Here is a 17,575-nt window from a genome sequence, read left to right as displayed (position 1 = left end):
GGTCTAAAGCGAGCTAGGAATGGTGGAAGCCTAGTGATACTATTATGATGAATGGACTTGTGAGTTTATATCTGAAATAAGTAAGATATAGGATTTATCCACCTTATAGGATTAAAGTTGGCTTTTAGCAAGAAGAGTGGTACCGCGGAAATTACCCTTTCGTCTCTTTATTAGAGATGAAAGGGTTTTTATTATAGGAGGGATTATAATGGAAAAGAAAACTGTATTTAGTGGGGTGCAACCATCAGGTGCATTGACTATTGGGAACTATATAGGAGCTATAAAAAATTGGGTAGAATTACAGGAAGAATATGACTGTTATTATTGTATTGTTGATATGCATGCTATTACAGTTCCACAAATACCAAAGGATCTTAGAAAAAATACATTGGATGTATTGGCATTGTATCTAGCTTGTGGAATGGATCCAGAAAAATCTACTATATTTATTCAGTCTCATGTGCCAGCTCATGCTGAATTAACTTGGATATTAAATAGTATATCATATATGGGGCAATTAAATAGAATGACTCAGTATAAAGAAAAATCGAGAAAATCAGAAGAAAATTTAAATGCTGCTTTATTTACTTATCCAGTATTGATGGCATCAGATATACTTTTATATCAGGCTGATTTAGTTCCAGTAGGAGAAGATCAAAAGCAGCATTTAGAGTTAGCTAGAGATTTAGCCATAAGATTTAATAATAAATATAGTGATACATTTAAAGTTCCAGAACCATTGATAAAAGAATTTGGAGCGAGAATAATGAGTCTTCAAAATCCAGAGGCAAAGATGAGTAAATCAGATTTAGATGAAAATGGATATATATTGATTTTAGATAATAAAGATGCAATAAGAAGAAAAATAAAAAGGGCTGTTACAGATTCCTTAGGATTGATGTCCTATAATGATGAGCAGTTAGGGTTGAAAAATTTACTAACAATTTATAGCATATTTTCAAATGAAGAAATATCAAAAATAGTAAATCGTTATGAAGGTCAGGGATATGGAAAATTTAAGGAGGATTTAGCAGAGATAGTAGTAGAAGGTCTTTCACCTATTCATGATAAATTTGAATATTTAGGAAAAAATAAGGATTATCTAGAGAAGATATATAAGGAGGGATCAGAAAAGGCGGAATATCAAGCTATGAAAACTCTGAGAAAGGTATATAAAAAAGTAGGGTTTATACCAAGGTAGGAGTGGATTTATTGAATGATTAAGATGTTTTTTAGAGGCAATCCAGATGGATATGTGTTTCCAATATGGAGTTTAGCACATTTGGTAATTGTGTTAATTGCGTTTATGGGAATTGAATTTATATTGTTAAATAAAAGAAAACTTAAGAATTCCCAAATGGGAAGGAAATTTAAAATATTAATGATTATTGTTTTGTCTTTACAACAGGTAATATTATATCTTTGGTATTATTTTTCTGGATATGGCACTATAAAAGAAAGTTTGCCACTATATAATTGTAGGATTGCTATTATTTTTACGATTCTTGCTTTTATAACAGATAAAAAGATATTTAAAAATGTAGGATGTTATTGGGGAATTATAGGTTCTATATTAGTTATTATGATGCCTATTGATGTATATCCATTCTCATTTCCCCATTATACTAATATTTCCTACTTCTTAGGACATATTAGTTTATTGTGGTCTATAGTATATATATTAGTGGTTGATGAGCATAGGATAGATAAAAGTAGTTTAAAATCAATTTTATACTTTACTAATATTTACCATTTGTTTATTTACTTTTTTAATATATTCACTAAATCTAATTATTGCTACCTAAATGAACCACCTTTTGCCAGAATATTTTTTCAAAAATTTATGTCACCAAATGTATATACTGTAACTGTATTTTTTATATTTAATATATTAATGATTTTGGTATATTTGTCAGCTAAAACTGCGTATAGAATATTAGATATAGATGAAGATTTGGTAAAAACTGCTTAGGATGTAATATGACATTTTAACAAAATAAAATAGGGGCTATTACTTTGCCCCTGTTTTATTTTCTTCTGTATTGACGAAAAAGGTTCTAGTCCATTCCATTATCTTTTCACTTGTTTTAGAAGTATTACTACTGCTAAAAACTGCACTATATTTTCTATTATTATGCTCATAAAGAGGATCATAATATTTTATTATTAATTCCTCTATCACTTGTCTATATTCATGATTAGCAATTAGTTCTATATATTTGTCAATATTTTTATCTCCTAAATATTTTCTAAGATAATTCAATGAAGATATCAACTCATTATCCGTATCATGAACGTATTCAGTGAAAAGATTGTCAACTCTTTTTTCTATATTAGCTTCAATTTTTATATTTATTCCACTCTTCATAGCATTATATAAATAATCTGGAATTATATCTTTCCCTATTCTTTTACTTTCTCCTTCTACAAATACAAGATTTGTTTTTCTGTTTTTTAGGGATTCATAAACAAGGGATTCAAACATTTTTTGAGTATTTTGTTCACCAAGTCCAACATTCCCCAGGACAGAACCTCTATGATTAGCACAACCTTCTAGATCAAGAATATCAATTCCTTTTTCATTAAGGCATTTTAAAATATTAGTTTTGCCCGTTCCAGTATTACCATAGAGAACTATAAACTTAATTTTTTTTACTATCTGTGGAAGATGGCTGTTTATATATTTCCTATATCCTTTATATCCCCCATCAAGCTTTATGGCGTTTATGCCAATGGATTTAAAAAGAGAAACTAAGGAGCTACTCCTAAAACCTCCTCTAGCACAAAAAAATATAAGATTATTATATTTTTTATCAAATTCTAAAACCTGTTCATAGATATTTGGAAGATGTTTTGAGGCGGTTTCTATACCAATTTTTTTTGCCTTTTCAATACTTTCTTGTTTGTAAATTGTACCGATTAACTCCCTTTCTTTATCATTGAAAATTGGTATATTATAAGCACCTGGTATAGTTTCAGATTTATATTCACTAGGAGAACGAACATCTATTAATATATGATTTTCATTTATTCTTTTTTCGTCTACATCTTCATAACTAACAATTTCAAACATAAAATTCCCTTCTTCTATTAAAATTAAATTACACATATGCTATTATATATCATAAGTTTTCTCTATAACAAGTAAAATTGCATAAAAAAATTTTATAATAATAAAGTAGATAGCAAAATTGCTATCTACTTTATATATAGTTAAGGTATTTTTTAGCTAAGGATACCTTCCATATATCGGGTCCTTCTTCAATATATTCCCATTCAAATTTACCAAATCTTTTTTCTTCTAATTGATTAAATACATGAGAGGGATCTGCATCATTTATTAATACCATTTTTTCACCTACAGGTAAAGAATCAAAAGTACGTAAAACAACGCTATTTACATCATTTGTTTCATATCCTCTAGTATCTAATTCCATTATGGACATACTATCTCCTCCTAATGATTTTAAATTATTATTCCCATAATATAAAATATTATTTTATAAGGAAAATAGCTATAATATTTATATAAAATAAGCTATAATGTAAATAATTAAGTAAATTATAGAAGGAGTGATTTAAAGAATGAATTTCAAAATGCTCCATACTTGTATAAGAGTAATGGATTTAGAAAAATCTTTAAAATTTTATAAAGATGCTTTAGGGTTAGTAGAAACTAGAAGAAAAGATTTTCCAGAAGATGAATTTACATTGGTCTTTTTATCCGATGAGTTAGGACAACATGAAATAGAATTAACATATAACTATAATCCAGAAAAACCATATGTAATTGGTGATGGATTTAGTCATATGGCATTTAGTATAAAAGACTTAGAAGCTTCAAGAGAAATGCATAAAAAAATGGGATATGAAGTTACAGAACTAATGGGACTTCCAGGTGAAAAACCAAGATATTATTTTGTAACAGATCCAGATGGTTATGATATAGAAATTATAAGAGCTTAATAGTTAAGTAAATAAAAAATTACCTCTAAAATATAGAGGTAATTTTTAGGACTTGTTTTGTCGAAAAAAGTCTAAAAATAGATATAATATTTTGAAACAATGTATTAATCCATAAACCTAATACTATTTAAAGAAAAACGGTGATAATAGTATGAAATCCATTAGAAATCAAATACTAATATATCTTATGATAGGGTCAATAGTACTATTTGGACTATTGCTTATTTTATCTGATTTAAAATTAAATGAACTTCCAAATCATATTAAAGCACAGTATGGTGAGATAGTAGATGCTAGAGCAGATGAAGTAGCTAAAGAATTAGAAGGATTTGTTGAGCAAATAACAATAATATCAAGATCTCCAATAATAAGAACTATGGATTTGGAAAAAATAAAAACTTATTTGCCTAGCCTGGTACTAGATAATAAATATAGAAATATGACTATAGCATCTCCTAATGGCGAAGCATGGTCAACATTAATGGACGAATTTGATATTTCAAGTCAAGAACAATATAAGAGTATTTTTATTGAGAAAAAGAAATATGTAATTTCACAACCATTGTATATCCCATATGTTCATGAATCTGATAAACCTGTTTTAATTGTTTCTCATAGTATTAGTAATGAGAAGAATGAAGTAATTGGTTTGGTGAATAGTGTAATAAATATTGAATTCTTAAATCAAATAGTTAGAGATATAAACTTAAAGACAACTGGATATGGATGGATAATAAATAGGGATGGTTTAGTAGTTGCTCACCCAGATTCAAATGCTCCATTACAAAAGAATATAAGAGATTATATAATTGATGATAATCAAATAAGTAAAATTTCAACTGATGATTCTGGAGTTATTGAATATTTAGATATAAATGGGGAAAAGATGTTAGGCTTTTTTAGGAGTATTGACAATTCACCTAATTGGATGTATATTATTTCAATTTCTGAAAAGGACATTTGCAATGATATAAACGGAGTTAAAAATACTATAATAGCTGCTATTATAATTGTATTAATATCAGTAATTATATTTTCATTTTTTTATTCTAAAAGCTTATCCAAACCAATTTTAGAATTAAAAGAAGTATTTGAAAAAGCGGCTAATGGAAATCTCAATGTAATGGCTAATGAAGCAATATCTAATGAATTAGGTATGGCGGCAAAAAGCTTTAATAAAATGTTAGGGGAAATAAAAGATTTAACTTATAGAGATAAAGTTACAGGATTATATAATTGCAATGGTTTCTTTTTAGAGATCCCTCATAAAATGAATAAGTTAGGCAATAAAAAAATGGCAATATCTATTGTAATAATATCCATAGATGATTTTAAAAGAATAAATAGTATTTATGGCTTTGATTTTGGAGATATGGTACTTTATAATTTTTCAAATAGGCTCAAGGAATTTTTAAATAATGAAGAATTAGTAGCAAGGTTCTTAGGTGATGAGTTTATTTTGTTTTTATATGGAGATGATATAGAAAGTATTGAGAATCGTATAAAAGGATTATGGAATTTATGTAGTGGAGATATGAAACTTAATGATAATCAATTTGTTATGAGAGTAAGTATTGGAGCAAGTATTATCATGGATTATAATATATCAATAGAAGAAATCGTACATCAAGCTACAATAGCAAAGCTCATAACTAAGAAAATGGGAGGTAATCATTATAAATTCTATAATTATGAATTGGAAAAATTAATTAAAGAAGAACAAAAAATTGATAATGCACTATATCATGCAATTGAAAATAATGAATTTAAATTAGTATATCAACCTATTATAGAAGTATCAACTGGAAAGATAATAGGAGCAGAAGCATTACTTAGATGGATAAATCCTTTACATAAAAATATTTCTCCAATAATAGTAATACAGATGGCTGAACAAAATGGATTAATAATAGAAATAGGCAAATGGGCTTTAAAAGAAGCTTGTAGACAGAATAAACAATGGCAAAATAAAGGTTATCAACCAATTATAATATCAGTAAATGTTTCAGCTATTCAATTTGAGCAAACAAATTTTGTTGACATAGTAAAAGAAACTTTAGAAGAAACGGGATTAGAGGCTAGATACTTGGAATTAGAAATAACAGAAAGAATAGCTATGGATAGGGTAGATGAGAAACTTCTTAAAATGAAAGAATTAAAGAACATGGGGGTTCGTATATCTATAGATGATTTTGGTACAGGTTATTCCTCATTAGCCTATTTTACACGTTTTCCTATTGATACCTTAAAAATAGACCGCTCATTTATTAATGATATGTTAAGTAATAAAAACTCAAAAACTATTGTAACTACTATTATAAATATGGCTAAATCTATAAAAATAAAGACTATTGCAGAGGGTGTAGAAACCTTAGAGCAACTAGATTATTTAAAACAAAAAAAATGTGATAAAATTCAAGGATATTTAATTAGTAAACCTATTGAACCTCAAGAAATAGAAAAAATGTTTAAATAGACATGTTTTTTTCTAAATTTATAATAATATTATGTTTGTAATAGAATCGTAATTTGAAAATCCAGTCAAAGTATAATATAATTTCTTAAAATGGCATAAATTTATTTGATTGGAGTTGAATGGAAATGGGAAAGAAAATATTTAAATTTATAACTATAGGTGCTACTGTTTTAACTATAACTTTAAATACTATTAGTGTTAATGCTAATTCAGGCAGTATGGGGATGCAGTTTTTAAAGAAATATAATTCAAATGAAATGATTTTATTAAAAGATAAGCCCTTACAAATACCTATGTATGTAAAAGAACAAGAAAGTCAATTAAGAGGAGTATGGGTGTCTACAGTATTTAATTTAGATTTTCCAGCTAAAAAAGGATTAACAGAATTAGAATATAGGAATGAGTACATAAGACTTTTAGATAATTTAGAAGCTTTAAATATGAACACCGTAATATTTCAAGTTAGACCTAAATTAGATGCATTTTATAAATCTAATATAAACCCTTGGTCAGAGTATTTGACTGGTAAACAGGGATTAAATCCTAGTTGGGATCCTTTGAAGTGGATGATAGAGGAAACTCACAAACGTGGAATGGAGTTTCATGCTTGGTTTAATCCATATAGAGTAACAACTGGAGTTGAGAAATTATCAGATTTAGCTCCTAATAACTGGGCAAGACAAAATCCCCAATATGTTTTTAGTTTTAATGGTAAGCTACAATTAAATCCAGGAGAACCAGAAGTAATTAAACATATCAATGATAGTGTAATGGAAGTAGTGGAAAACTATGATATAGATGCAGTTCATTTTGATGATTACTTTTATCCTTTTAAAAAAGGTAATAGTTGGTATGCAAAAGAAGAGGAGAATTCATTTAAGAAATATGGTACTGGATTTAAAAATAGAGATGAGTGGAGAAGAAATAATGTGGACAAGCTTGTAGAAACTATTCACAATTCTATAGAATCTTATAATATTAAGAATGAAAAATCTGTACAATTTGGTATCAGTCCATTTGGAATATGGGGTCATAAAGAGTTTCATCCAGAGGGAAGTATAGAAGGAATAGGTTCTCAAACACCTAAAACATCTAGGGCTTCTTATGATGACCAATTTGCAGATACTAGAAAATGGGTTAAAAATAATTGGATTGATTATATAGCTCCACAAATTTATTGGACTTTTGATGAGAAAGCAGCACCTTATGGAGAATTAGTCAATTGGTGGGCTGATGTAGTACGTGACACTGATGTTAATTTATATATAGGACATGCTAATTATAGAAAGGCAGATATAAACAACAAAAATTTAAGTTGGAAAAATCCTGAAGAAATATCTAATCAACTTAAGTTTAACAGTTTATATGATGAAGTGAAGGGAAGCATATTTTTTAGATATAAATCTCTACTGGAAAATGAAAAAAATCCTCCAGCAAATAATCAGTTTATTAAAACTCTTAAAGGGCAACATTTTAATAAAAAGGCATTATTACCATCTAAGTCTTTGTTAAATCGTAAAAATATATAGATATTTAATAAAATAAACGGTTTTGGCAAGTGCTAAAGGATTAGCTGCAGATTTTAAAACTTTTTCTTTAGATACAGATAATCAAGAACAATAATTAAAGAGCGTTTGTGAATCTAGATTCATAAACGCTCTTTAATTATTGCTTTTTTACAGGGTTATACAAGCACTTTAATTACCTAAATACATAATATATATTACTTAATATCTTATTTGGCATAGGGGGGAAGTTATGAGAATATCAGTATTAGGCGGAGATGAGAGAAGTGTTAAATTAGCGAATTTGCTTCAAGAAGATGGGAACCATATTGATTTATTTGGTTTCGATAATTTAAAGGTTGATGGGTTAAAAATAAGTGAAAACCTAGATTTAGCTATTGAAAAGTCAAATATAGTTATAGGACCATTGCCGTGTTCTAAGGATAATATCTTATTAAATACACCTTTATATTCAAAAGAAATAAAAATAGAAGAAATATTTAATAAAATGAATTCAAATCAGGTATTTATAGGAGGTAAAATATCCAATGAAATATCTAATATTGCAAAGCACTATAATATTGATACTGTAGATTTTCTTAAAAGAGAGGAAATGGCAGTATTAAATGCAATTCCTACAGCAGAAGGTGCAATTCAAGTAGCCATGGAAAAAATGGAAATTACCATTCATGGATCAAATATTATGATATTGGGATTTGGAAGAATAGGAAAGATTTTAGCTAAAATGCTTCAAGGAATAGGTGCTAATGTATATATAGAGGCAAGGAATTATTCTGATTTAGCTTGGGTTAGTACCTATGGATATAATCCAATACATTTAAGTGAAATGAAAGATTATCTTCAAGAAATGAATGTAGTATTTAATACTATACCATCTATGATTTTAAATGAAGAAATGTTATTAAAACTAAATAAAGAATGTTTAGTTGTAGACCTTGCATCTATACCTGGAGGAGTAGATTTTAAAAGGGCTGAAGAACTAGGTATAAATACTGTTTGGGCATTAGGGTTGCCTGGAAAAGTGGCACCTATGACTGCAGCAAGAATTATGAAAGATACTATTTATAATATTATTGGGGAATTGGAGGAGTAGATATGTTATTGAATGGAATAAAAGTAGGTATAGCTATTACAGGTTCATTTTGTACATTTGAAACTATTTTGGTTGAAATAGAGAGATTAGTTAATGAAGGAGCAGATGTATATCCGATTATGTCCTATAATGCTAATGATTTTGATACTAGATTTGGCTTGGCTGAAGAATGGAAAGAAAAAATAATAAAAGTAACAGGGAAGGAAATAATAGCGACAATACAAGATGCAGAACCTATAGGACCAAAAGGATACCTTGATATACTGGTTATAGCACCTTGTACAGGAAATACAATTGCAAAATTAGCAAATGCCATTACTGATACACCAGTATCTATGGCATGGAAAGCTCATTTAAGAAATAATAAACCTGTTGTAGTTGCAATTTCCACAAATGATGGATTAAGTGGAAATGCAAAAAATCTAGGTATATTATTAGATAAAAAAAATGTATATTTTGTTCCATTTGGGCAAGATGATCCTTCTAAAAAAGCAAATTCATTGATTGCACATTATGATAAGATAGTGCCAACTATAATAGAAGCATTACAGGGTAAGCAAATTCAGCCATTATTAGTATAATAATATTTTGGCAAATAAGTACCATTTTTATTGATTAAAAATGGTACTTATTTTTTGCTATAATTAATATATAAAATATAATCTAAATTTTTTGAATTTTCAACTTGAGTTTTGTATAAATATAACAAAGGATATTTTAATGTTTTAGAGAATTTATTCATATAGAATAATAACTTAATGTAGGATAGGAGGGATAAGATGAATACAATCTTAAGAATGTGCTCGATATCAAAATATTTTGGTACATTAGTGGCTAATGAGGATGTTAATTTTGAAGTGAAAAAAGGTGAGATACACTCTCTTTTGGGAGAGAATGGAGCAGGAAAATCTACATTAATGAATGTATTATATGGGTTATATCAGCCAGATAAAGGTGAGATATTTTTTGAGGATAAAAAGATTAATTTGAAATCTTCCAAAGATGCTATTGATTTAGGAATAGGCATGATACATCAGCATTTTATGTTAGTACCTGTTCATACAGTATTAGAAAACATTGTTATGGGGATGGGGAAGGAAAAAGGTTTTATAATCAAAGAAGAAAATCTTAAAAAAGAAATAAATGATATTGCTGTAAGATATGGTATGGAAATATCTTTAGATGCAAAGGTTTCAGATCTTTCAGTTGGAGAACAACAACGGGTTGAAATTGTTAAAGCTTTATATAGGGGGGCAAAATTACTTATAATGGATGAGCCTACAGCAGTATTAACACCTCAGGAAACAGAAGAGCTATTTACCACCTTAAGAAAGATGGCAGATGATGGTATGTCTATAATACTAATTACCCATAAATTAAAAGAAGTAATGTTTGTATGCGATAGAGTTACAGTATTGAGAGATGGTAGAATAACAAAGACAATTTGTACTGAGGAAACAAATGAACTTGAACTTGCAAAATTTATGATAGGAAGAGAACTTTCAGCTATGGAACAAGATGAAAATTGTTGTCCGGGAGAGCCTGTTCTTGAAATAAAAAATTTATCTTATGAGGTGGAAAAAGGAATAAAAGTCTTAGATAATATAAATTTAAGAGTGTGTTCGGGGCAAGTTTTAGGTATTGCTGGAGTGGATGGAAATGGGCAGAGAGAGTTGGCGGAAGTGATAGTTGGATTAATGGAAGGTGCTACAGGTAGTATATTATTGAATGGAGAAGATATAAAAGGTAAAACCATTTCAGAAATAATAAAAAAAGGAGTAGGCTATATTCCTGAAGATAGACATAAAAGAGGATTAATATTAGATTTCTCAGTTAGTGAAAACCTAATCTTAAAGGATTATTATAAACATCCATTTAGAAAGAAAGTTTTTTTTGATTTTAATTCAATAAATAAACATGCAGATACTATGATTTCAAAATATTCAATTAAAACTTCAAGTAGAAATGCGGAGGCTAGAAAACTATCTGGAGGAAATCAACAGAAGATAGTTGTTGCGAGAGAAATTGATAAACTTCCTAAATTGTTAATTGCTGTACAGCCTACTAGGGGAGTTGATATAGGTGCATCAGAATTTATTCATCAACAAATTATAAATGCCAAAGAACAAGGAACTGCAGTACTGCTTATTTCTACAGAACTTTCAGAGATTAATTTATTATCTGATAAGATTGCTGTAATTTATAAAGGCAGCATAGTAGGACAAATGGATAAAAAGGATTTTGAAGAAAGCACAATAGGATTGATGATGGCGGGAGCTAATTAAATATTTTCAAATTAGGAGGAAATGCCATGAATAATGCTGAGGATCATTATAAAAATAGAGTTTTAAATAAGGTATTTAATAAAAACAAACTTTTAACAATTATAATACCAATGGTATCTGTATTATTAGCATTGCTAATAGGAAGCGTATTATTACTTTTTATAGAGGTAAATCCCCTAGAGGCTTACAAATACTTAATATTTGGGAACTTTACAAATATCTATAATATTGCAGAAATTTTTGTGAAGGCTACACCTATTATATTAACGGGTCTTTCCTTTACTTTTGCCTTTAGAACTGGACTGTTTAATATTGGTGGTGAAGGTCAAATGTTTGCAGGTGCTATGGCAGCAGTATTTGTAGGGTTAAAGACTGGCCATCTTAGTCCATTTATTACTATACCACTTTGCTTATTGGCATCAATAATAGCAGGTGGAATATGGGGAATGATACCAGGGATACTTAAGGGAATATTTGGATCATCTGAAATAATTATCACCATAATGTTTAATTATGTGGCATTATATCTCATAAGTTATTTAGTGGATAAGCCTCTTAGGGAGTCAAGTGGATTTTATCCACAAACGGATTTAATTGGAGAAAATGCCTTTCTTCCATATGTTGTTTCTAATACTAGGTTACATATAGGATTTATTATAGCTATATTAATATCAGTTATAGTATATATTGTTTTATGGAAAACTCCCTTTGGATATAGACTTAGGGCTGTGGGGCATAACCCTCATGGGGCAGAATATTCTGGTATTAATATTAAAAAGAATATAATCATTTCCTTAGCTATAAGCGGTGCTTTAGCAGGAATAGCTGGATTTACTGAGATAAACGGAATTCATCATAGACTTCTTGATAATTTTTCTAAAAATGTTGGTTTTGATGGAATAGCAGCGGCACTCTTGGGCAGTGCAAATCCTGTAGGAGTAGTTATATCATCCATACTTCTTGGTATGCTTCAAACAGGTGCTAATTCAATGCAAAGAGGAGTTGGAGTTCCTGCAAATATAGTAAGTGTAATTCAAGCTTTGATAATCATACTTGTACTTGCAGGAAATGTGCTAAAACCCAAGATTGAACTGATTTTAAATTCTAAAGAAAGGGTGTTAGATTAATGAAAGATATATTAAATATGACATTTATTATTGCTCTTTTATCTGCATCCATTAGACTTTCAGTTCCAATACTATTTGCAGCATTAGGAGGAATGTATTCAGAAAGGTCAGGAGTAGTTAACATAGGACTAGAAGGCATAATGCTAGTTGGAGCTTTTGCAGGAGTAGTAGGTTCTTATTTTACAGGGAGTTACTGGATTGGAGCTCTTGTTGCCATAGTAAGTGGAATTTTCATATCTGCCATATTTGCTTTGATAACAGTAAAAATTAAAATAAATCAAATAGTAAGTGGAGTTGCAATAAATTTATTGGCAGTAGGTCTTACTAGTTTTTTTTATAGGGCATTATTTGGCATAACTACTGTACCTATAACTGTAAAGGCTTTTGAACCTATAAATATTCCAATACTTTCAAATATACCTATAATAGGTGAAATATTTTTTAAGCAAACTGTACTTGTATATATAGCATTTTTATTAGTACCAATATCATACTATATTTTCTATAAAACATCTGTTGGACTTAGTATTAGAACAGTTGGAGAGCATCCTATGGCAGCAGACACTGTAGGTATACCAGTCAATAAGGTTAGAACAATATGTGTCTTGGTATCTGGAGCATTAGCAGGACTTGGCGGATGCTTTTTATCCCTCGGACAGTTTAATATGTTTGTAGATAATATGGTGTCAGGAAGAGGATTTATAGCAGTTGCTGCTGTAATATTTGGGAAATGGAATCCTAAGGGAGTACTGATGGCATCACTGATATTTGGGATTGCTGATGCACTTCAAATAAGAATACAAATGTCAGGACTTAATATCCCATATCAATTTCTTTTAATGTTTCCATATTTACTTACTGTAGTGGCGGTTACAGGAATTGTTGGACGTACTACATCTCCAAATGCTCTTGGAAGGCCATATGAAAAGTAATTAGTGGAATTTTAAGGGGGTGAATATTAGAAATCATCATCCATAGTTATAATTAAAAGTATATAAAATTAAAGGAGGAATAAAAATGTTTATAAAGAAAAGAAGTTTAGCATTATTCCTAATTTTTGTATTAACAGTTACTTTATTAGGAGGATGTTCATCAAAGGAAAACAATGAAACAACTACTAATTCAGGGGAAGTAACTACACCAGCTGGAGATTCTACTTCAGTAGATGAAAAAAAAGATTATAAAATAGTATTATTATTACCAGGACCCATAAATGACCAAGGCTGGAATGCTACGGCTTATGAGGGATTACAATTGGTAGAAAAGGATTTGGGTATAAAGATGGAGTATATTGAATCTGTACAACAAGCTGACTTCGAAGCTGTATTTACAGATTATGGAACAAAAGGATATGATTTGGTATTTGCTCATGGAACGCAATTCTTTGATGCAGCAAAGAAAGTTGGACCTCAATTTCCAAATACTTTTTATATGGTAATAAATAGCGAAGAGGGACAAGAACCAAATGTTGGTGGTATAGGAGTTAGAGAGTGGGAAGGCGGATATATAGCAGGTATAATTGCAGCTATGAATACAGAAAGTAAACAATTAGGAGCTATAGGATCATTTCCATTTCCAGTTATAGCTGGTACATTAGATGCATTTGAAGTTGCAGCTCATGAAATTGATCCTTCAATTAAAGTTACAAAGACCTTTGTTAATTCTTGGGAAGATATACAAAAAGGTAAAGAAACAGCTCTTGCAATGGCAGAAGCAGGAGCAGACGTTATATTTTGTAGTGCTAATCAAGTTGGTCTAGGTTCAATAGAGGCGGCAAAATCAAAGGGTGTAAAGGCAGTTGGATATATTTCTCCACAGAATGATATAGCACCAGATACTGTTATTTCATCTGTTACCTATAATACACCAGGATTATTTAAAAACACTGTTGAGCAGTTGGTGAATGGTGAATTAAAGCCAGTTGGTGCTTCCTTAGGTTGGGCAGATGATGTACTTGATATGCAATGGGGTAAAGATGTAAAAGAAGAATTAAAAGATAAAGTAAATGAAACTATTGAAGAACTTAAGGCAGGTAAAATAGCAGATCCTTATAAAGGGGAATAAATTTAAAGACCATAGACGTATCGTTGGAACATATAGATGGAAAAGATAATAAGAAATTTATTAGAGAGTTAGAAGAATTTATTAAAAACTAGGTTGAATAACCTAGTTTTTTAGTACCAGTATCTTAGTTACTTCTCCAATATATAATGTGTGATAATCAGAATTAGGATAACATTTCTTATTAATCTCTAGGTCAATGAAGGACTCAGGCTTATACTCCTGAGCAAATAATTTCTTACAGAAAATCGCTATACTTGCTTCTTCAAAATAAGGAGTATTATCATTATGTACAACTGTAAGATTAGATTTTTTAATCTTATCTTCATCTCGACCAGATTTTGTTCCAAGATAAGATAGTATTTCTTTATAACTATCATTAAAGAAGGTCAATGAGAATGAATCAGCACTATCTATAAACTCCTTAGTATACCGCTGTGGACGAATAACTATATATGCCACGTTTTTATTCCACATAACTCCTAAACCACCCCAGGAAGCAGTCATTGTATTAGCTTTTCCATCTTTTTCTGCAGTAATTAGCATCCAGTTTTCGCCAATTAATTTAAATGGGTTATAGTTAAATTCTTCAGGTCTAATCTCTTTAAATTTAGTCATATTTTATCAGCCTCCAAAATCGTTATTTTACTTATTATTATATAACATATAGAAGTAAATTCATATTATGATATAAGAAATAAGAAATGAATAAGAAATAGGAGAGCTTTTAATTCATATAGAAGAATTTTATGCATTGGATTTAGAAGGGTATTATATGTGTAAATAGAATATACTAACAATCATATAAACTTTATCTATAGAGTGATTTTATTTATAGCAATAATCAATTATACAATAAGTTCCCTATATACTATAATTTATTTATCAAAATTATGGTAGGAGGATGGATTTATGGATCAAAGAAATAGTACATATGCATTGATTTTTTCAGGACTTGGGATAGCTCTAAATATAGTACTTGGGACAGTAGCTGGAATAATTAATATTCCTTTATTATATCTTGATACCATAGGAACAATATTTACTGCAGCTATATTTGGACCATGGTATGGAGCATTGGCTGGAGGACTGACTAATGTAATTCAAGGAATTATATCAGGACCAAAAATCATTCCATTTGCATTAGTCAATATAGTAGTTGGAATTATTGTAGGTTTAGTGGCTAGAAAATGGAAATTTAATTTTAAAGTAGCAGTTATAACTGGATTGGTACTTGCAGTAGTAGCACCTTTAATTGGAACACCAATAGCTACATATGTATATGGAGGTATTACAGGTGACTTTAATGATGTTATATTTACTTGGTTAGTTCAATCAGGACAAAAAATTTTTACTGCTGCCTTTATTCCTAGAATTACAAGCAATTTTATCGATAAGATAGTAAGTTGTTTAATAGTCGCACTATTAATTCAAAGGCTTCCAAAAAGATATACTGAAAGGATAAGATAGATGGAAAGAAGTAAAAAAGTTGTTTTCATTTCTCATTCAACTCCCTTGTCCTGAATATATACATTTGGGAATTAAAAGAGAACCAATGGATAAGAAGCAATATGATAGTCTAGAATATAGGACTCTCTGTAAAAATATATCTATAGACACCATAAATGTGATGAGGGAGTATCTAGATAATAATTATGAAATAGTAGGACTAATGGGTATCAATGAAAGCCCAACTTGCAGTATCAATGGAATAAAGGGTATACTTATGGAAGAATTATTAGTCTTGGCATAAAAGAAAGGAATAAATTTAAAAATCATAGACGTACCAGTAGAATATATAGATGGAAAAGATAATATGAAATTTATTAGAGAGTTAGAAAAATTTATTAAAAACTAGGTTGAGTAACCTAGTTTTTTGTATTTTTGTGAGCATAGGTATATGAAATAAGGAACAAATAAGGAAAAGAATTGGAATTTTTTGATATTATATTGTAATAGTCGTAATAGAATAAAGAGAGGTAGATTAGGAGATATGAAGACTATAGAATACAATAAATTAATAAGAGATAGAATACCAGAGATAATTGAAAAAGCAGGAAAACAAGCAATAGTTGAGAAGGTAAATAGAGACGAGCTTCTCAAATTATTAAATATTAAACTTGAAGAAGAACTAAATGAATACAAAGAAAGTGGGAGTATAGAAGAATTGGCTGATTAAATATACGCCAATCATAATGAAATGGTTGGTGCATAAAGTTTTTATTATTTCCACTGTCTACTTGACAGGAGCATATCATGTTATCCATTACCAGAGTGGTTTTATTTATATAGACATTTGCAAATGCCTATATAAATAAAACCATGAATTTCAAATTGAATAAAATATAAAAGGGTATAATTTATATACCATAATGGATAAAATATTATAACAATAAAAGATGGAGGCTTAAAATGAAAATAGATGTTGAAAAAATTTTAAGGAGTTTAGAGGCAAAGGCTAATACTATCTATTTTGATAAAAGTAGATTGAAAAATTTATTAAATGCGGTGAAAGAAAAAATTGAGAATAATAAAACCTTGATGGAAATTTGGGATGATATAAAACTTTTCATAGACCTAATAAAGGATTGGATGAAAGGTGATTATAAGGAAATATCTCAAGGCTCTATGATAATGATAATAATATCTTTGTTATATTTAGTAAATCCACTGGATATAATACCAGATTTCTTAGTAGGAGGATTTATTGATGATTTAGCTGTAATTGCATATGTAATAAAGAAGACTTCAGAAGAATTAAATATATATAAAGAATGGAGAAGCATAAACAATAATGATAATGTGGATAAAACTGAGATGGAAGATGTAATAGAAATGGAAGAGGAAGTAAATATGGAATATGGAGATATTCAAGATGAATAGAATAGATATTGAAGAATTGTATTGGAGTGATTTAAATAAACTATTAAACAAATCAGAGGAAGAAATAGACACAGTAAATATATTTTTTAAAATGTATAAAACTATATGTGCTACCTGGGTATAAAAGAAGAGAGAGTTTCTCTCTTCTTTTATTGTGA

Annotated in this window: 20 protein-coding genes and 1 other annotated feature (1 of these 21 running past the window's edge); of the genes, 17 read left to right on the top strand and 3 right to left on the bottom strand. The window is 29.2% G+C overall.

The window, feature by feature from the left end; translation table 11 throughout:
* Positions 1–170: a binding site (T-box leader), on the top strand; it begins 35 nt to the left of the window's first position.
* A gap of 38 nt (positions 171–208) precedes the next feature.
* Complete coding sequence (trpS, locus tag BUB33_RS06625) at positions 209–1,201, top strand: tryptophan--tRNA ligase (protein ID WP_115322190.1); 993 nt, start codon at positions 209–211, stop codon at positions 1,199–1,201.
* Positions 1,202–1,216: 15 nt separating this feature from the next.
* On the top strand, positions 1,217–1,972 hold the full coding sequence (locus tag BUB33_RS06620; RefSeq protein WP_072974584.1) for a YwaF family protein: 756 nt from the start codon (positions 1,217–1,219) through the stop codon (positions 1,970–1,972).
* A gap of 39 nt (positions 1,973–2,011) precedes the next feature.
* Here the strand turns inward: BUB33_RS06620 and mnmH are convergent, their stop codons facing one another.
* Together mnmH and BUB33_RS06610 are read right to left on the bottom strand one after the other, a co-directional pair.
* Entirely contained in the window at positions 2,012–3,073 is a 1,062-nt protein-coding gene (gene mnmH, locus BUB33_RS06615) for a tRNA 2-selenouridine(34) synthase MnmH (protein ID WP_072974581.1), read from the bottom strand.
* A 130-nt stretch (positions 3,074–3,203) separates the two neighbouring features.
* On the bottom strand, positions 3,204–3,446 hold the full coding sequence (locus BUB33_RS06610) for a DUF2249 domain-containing protein (RefSeq protein ID WP_084725226.1): 243 nt from the start codon (positions 3,444–3,446) through the stop codon (positions 3,204–3,206).
* Positions 3,447–3,585: 139 nt separating this feature from the next.
* Between BUB33_RS06610 and gloA the strand changes: the two genes are divergently transcribed.
* The 10 genes from gloA to BUB33_RS06560 all read left to right on the top strand — a co-directional run bounded on the left by gloA (position 3,586) and on the right by BUB33_RS06560 (position 14,537).
* The gene (gene gloA, locus BUB33_RS06605; RefSeq protein ID WP_072974579.1) at positions 3,586–3,966 is read left to right on the top strand and encodes a lactoylglutathione lyase; all 381 of its coding nucleotides are present in this window, start codon (positions 3,586–3,588) and stop codon (positions 3,964–3,966) included.
* A 151-nt stretch (positions 3,967–4,117) separates the two neighbouring features.
* The gene (locus BUB33_RS06600; RefSeq protein ID WP_072974577.1) at positions 4,118–6,442 is read left to right on the top strand and encodes a bifunctional diguanylate cyclase/phosphodiesterase; all 2,325 of its coding nucleotides are present in this window, start codon (positions 4,118–4,120) and stop codon (positions 6,440–6,442) included.
* 125 nt (positions 6,443–6,567) lie between these two features.
* Positions 6,568–7,971: a glycoside hydrolase family 10-like protein gene (locus tag BUB33_RS06595; protein ID WP_072974575.1), complete on the top strand. Its 1,404-nt coding sequence runs from the start codon at positions 6,568–6,570 to the stop codon at positions 7,969–7,971.
* Between the two features lie 22 nt (positions 7,972–7,993).
* Positions 7,994–8,065 (top strand): DUF1657 domain-containing protein, encoded by a 72-nt coding sequence (locus BUB33_RS16890; RefSeq protein ID WP_072974796.1) that lies wholly within the window; start codon positions 7,994–7,996, stop codon positions 8,063–8,065.
* Positions 8,066–8,200: 135 nt separating this feature from the next.
* On the top strand, positions 8,201–9,061 hold the full coding sequence (gene dpsA / locus BUB33_RS06585; protein ID WP_072974573.1) for a dipicolinate synthase subunit DpsA: 861 nt from the start codon (positions 8,201–8,203) through the stop codon (positions 9,059–9,061).
* Positions 9,062–9,063: 2 nt separating this feature from the next.
* Entirely contained in the window at positions 9,064–9,642 is a 579-nt protein-coding gene (locus BUB33_RS06580; protein WP_072974571.1) for a dipicolinate synthase subunit B, read from the top strand.
* Between the two features lie 198 nt (positions 9,643–9,840).
* A complete protein-coding gene (locus tag BUB33_RS06575; protein WP_072974569.1) occupies positions 9,841–11,346 on the top strand; it encodes an ABC transporter ATP-binding protein in 1,506 nt (501 codons plus the stop codon).
* Positions 11,347–11,372: 26 nt separating this feature from the next.
* Positions 11,373–12,473 carry an ABC transporter permease gene (locus BUB33_RS06570; protein WP_072974566.1) on the top strand — a complete coding sequence of 367 codons (1,101 nt, stop codon included), beginning with the start codon at positions 11,373–11,375 and terminating at the stop codon, positions 12,471–12,473.
* Complete coding sequence (locus BUB33_RS06565) at positions 12,473–13,405, top strand: ABC transporter permease (RefSeq protein WP_072974563.1); 933 nt, start codon at positions 12,473–12,475, stop codon at positions 13,403–13,405. Before BUB33_RS06570 ends, BUB33_RS06565 begins: the two co-directional genes overlap by 1 nt.
* Positions 13,406–13,490: 85 nt before the next feature.
* Positions 13,491–14,537 (top strand): BMP family protein, encoded by a 1,047-nt coding sequence (locus tag BUB33_RS06560; RefSeq protein WP_072974561.1) that lies wholly within the window; start codon positions 13,491–13,493, stop codon positions 14,535–14,537.
* Positions 14,538–14,639: 102 nt separating this feature from the next.
* Here the strand turns inward: BUB33_RS06560 and BUB33_RS06555 are convergent, their stop codons facing one another.
* A complete protein-coding gene (locus BUB33_RS06555) occupies positions 14,640–15,152 on the bottom strand; it encodes a flavin reductase (RefSeq protein ID WP_072974559.1) in 513 nt (170 codons plus the stop codon).
* Between the two features lie 294 nt (positions 15,153–15,446).
* On the opposite strand from BUB33_RS06555, the gene BUB33_RS06550 reads away from it, so the two are divergent.
* The 5 genes from BUB33_RS06550 (at position 15,447) to BUB33_RS16755 (ending at position 17,541) form a co-directional block, all read left to right on the top strand.
* Complete coding sequence (locus BUB33_RS06550; protein WP_072974556.1) at positions 15,447–16,004, top strand: CD3073 family putative ECF transporter S component; 558 nt, start codon at positions 15,447–15,449, stop codon at positions 16,002–16,004.
* Between the two features lie 85 nt (positions 16,005–16,089).
* Positions 16,090–16,287: a hypothetical protein gene (locus tag BUB33_RS06545; protein ID WP_072974554.1), complete on the top strand. Its 198-nt coding sequence runs from the start codon at positions 16,090–16,092 to the stop codon at positions 16,285–16,287.
* A gap of 240 nt (positions 16,288–16,527) precedes the next feature.
* Positions 16,528–16,713: a nucleoside triphosphate pyrophosphohydrolase gene (locus tag BUB33_RS06540; RefSeq protein ID WP_072974551.1), complete on the top strand. Its 186-nt coding sequence runs from the start codon at positions 16,528–16,530 to the stop codon at positions 16,711–16,713.
* A gap of 233 nt (positions 16,714–16,946) precedes the next feature.
* Complete coding sequence (locus BUB33_RS06535; protein WP_072974549.1) at positions 16,947–17,417, top strand: YkvA family protein; 471 nt, start codon at positions 16,947–16,949, stop codon at positions 17,415–17,417.
* A complete protein-coding gene (locus BUB33_RS16755) occupies positions 17,410–17,541 on the top strand; it encodes a hypothetical protein (RefSeq protein WP_268807665.1) in 132 nt (43 codons plus the stop codon). The genes BUB33_RS06535 and BUB33_RS16755 overlap by 8 nt, the downstream gene beginning before the upstream one ends.
* The last annotated feature ends 34 nt before the right edge of the window (positions 17,542–17,575 follow it).

This window comes from Tissierella praeacuta DSM 18095 (genome assembly GCF_900128955.1).
Lineage (GTDB): Bacteria > Bacillota > Clostridia > Tissierellales > Tissierellaceae > Tissierella > Tissierella praeacuta.
Note: the sequence above shows the minus strand (reverse complement) of the source record. Positions and strands in the feature narration are given on the sequence as shown.

What these genes read in the sequence shown, in the direction of transcription:
- BUB33_RS06620 (WP_072974584.1), top strand. Translation starts at nt 1,217, where the DNA reads ATGATTAAGATGTTTTTTAGAGGCAATCCAGATGGATATGTGTTTCCA.
- BUB33_RS06565 (WP_072974563.1), top strand. Translation starts at nt 12,473, where the DNA reads ATGAAAGATATATTAAATATGACATTTATTATTGCTCTTTTATCTGCA.
- BUB33_RS06540 (WP_072974551.1), top strand. Translation starts at nt 16,528, where the DNA reads ATGAAGACTATAGAATACAATAAATTAATAAGAGATAGAATACCAGAG.
- dpsA (WP_072974573.1), top strand. Translation starts at nt 8,201, where the DNA reads ATGAGAATATCAGTATTAGGCGGAGATGAGAGAAGTGTTAAATTAGCG.
- BUB33_RS06580 (WP_072974571.1), top strand. Translation starts at nt 9,064, where the DNA reads ATGTTATTGAATGGAATAAAAGTAGGTATAGCTATTACAGGTTCATTT.
- gloA (WP_072974579.1), top strand. Translation starts at nt 3,586, where the DNA reads ATGAATTTCAAAATGCTCCATACTTGTATAAGAGTAATGGATTTAGAA.
- BUB33_RS06550 (WP_072974556.1), top strand. Translation starts at nt 15,447, where the DNA reads ATGGATCAAAGAAATAGTACATATGCATTGATTTTTTCAGGACTTGGG.
- trpS (WP_115322190.1), top strand. Translation starts at nt 209, where the DNA reads ATGGAAAAGAAAACTGTATTTAGTGGGGTGCAACCATCAGGTGCATTG.
- BUB33_RS16755 (WP_268807665.1), top strand. Translation starts at nt 17,410, where the DNA reads ATGAATAGAATAGATATTGAAGAATTGTATTGGAGTGATTTAAATAAA.
- BUB33_RS06575 (WP_072974569.1), top strand. Translation starts at nt 9,841, where the DNA reads ATGAATACAATCTTAAGAATGTGCTCGATATCAAAATATTTTGGTACA.
- BUB33_RS06570 (WP_072974566.1), top strand. Translation starts at nt 11,373, where the DNA reads ATGAATAATGCTGAGGATCATTATAAAAATAGAGTTTTAAATAAGGTA.
- BUB33_RS06535 (WP_072974549.1), top strand. Translation starts at nt 16,947, where the DNA reads ATGAAAATAGATGTTGAAAAAATTTTAAGGAGTTTAGAGGCAAAGGCT.
- BUB33_RS06610 (WP_084725226.1), bottom strand. Translation starts at nt 3,446, where the DNA reads ATGTCCATAATGGAATTAGATACTAGAGGATATGAAACAAATGATGTA.
- mnmH (WP_072974581.1), bottom strand. Translation starts at nt 3,073, where the DNA reads ATGTTTGAAATTGTTAGTTATGAAGATGTAGACGAAAAAAGAATAAAT.
- BUB33_RS06555 (WP_072974559.1), bottom strand. Translation starts at nt 15,152, where the DNA reads ATGACTAAATTTAAAGAGATTAGACCTGAAGAATTTAACTATAACCCA.
- BUB33_RS06595 (WP_072974575.1), top strand. Translation starts at nt 6,568, where the DNA reads ATGGGAAAGAAAATATTTAAATTTATAACTATAGGTGCTACTGTTTTA.
- BUB33_RS06600 (WP_072974577.1), top strand. Translation starts at nt 4,118, where the DNA reads ATGAAATCCATTAGAAATCAAATACTAATATATCTTATGATAGGGTCA.
- BUB33_RS06545 (WP_072974554.1), top strand. Translation starts at nt 16,090, where the DNA reads ATGGATAAGAAGCAATATGATAGTCTAGAATATAGGACTCTCTGTAAA.
- BUB33_RS06560 (WP_072974561.1), top strand. Translation starts at nt 13,491, where the DNA reads ATGTTTATAAAGAAAAGAAGTTTAGCATTATTCCTAATTTTTGTATTA.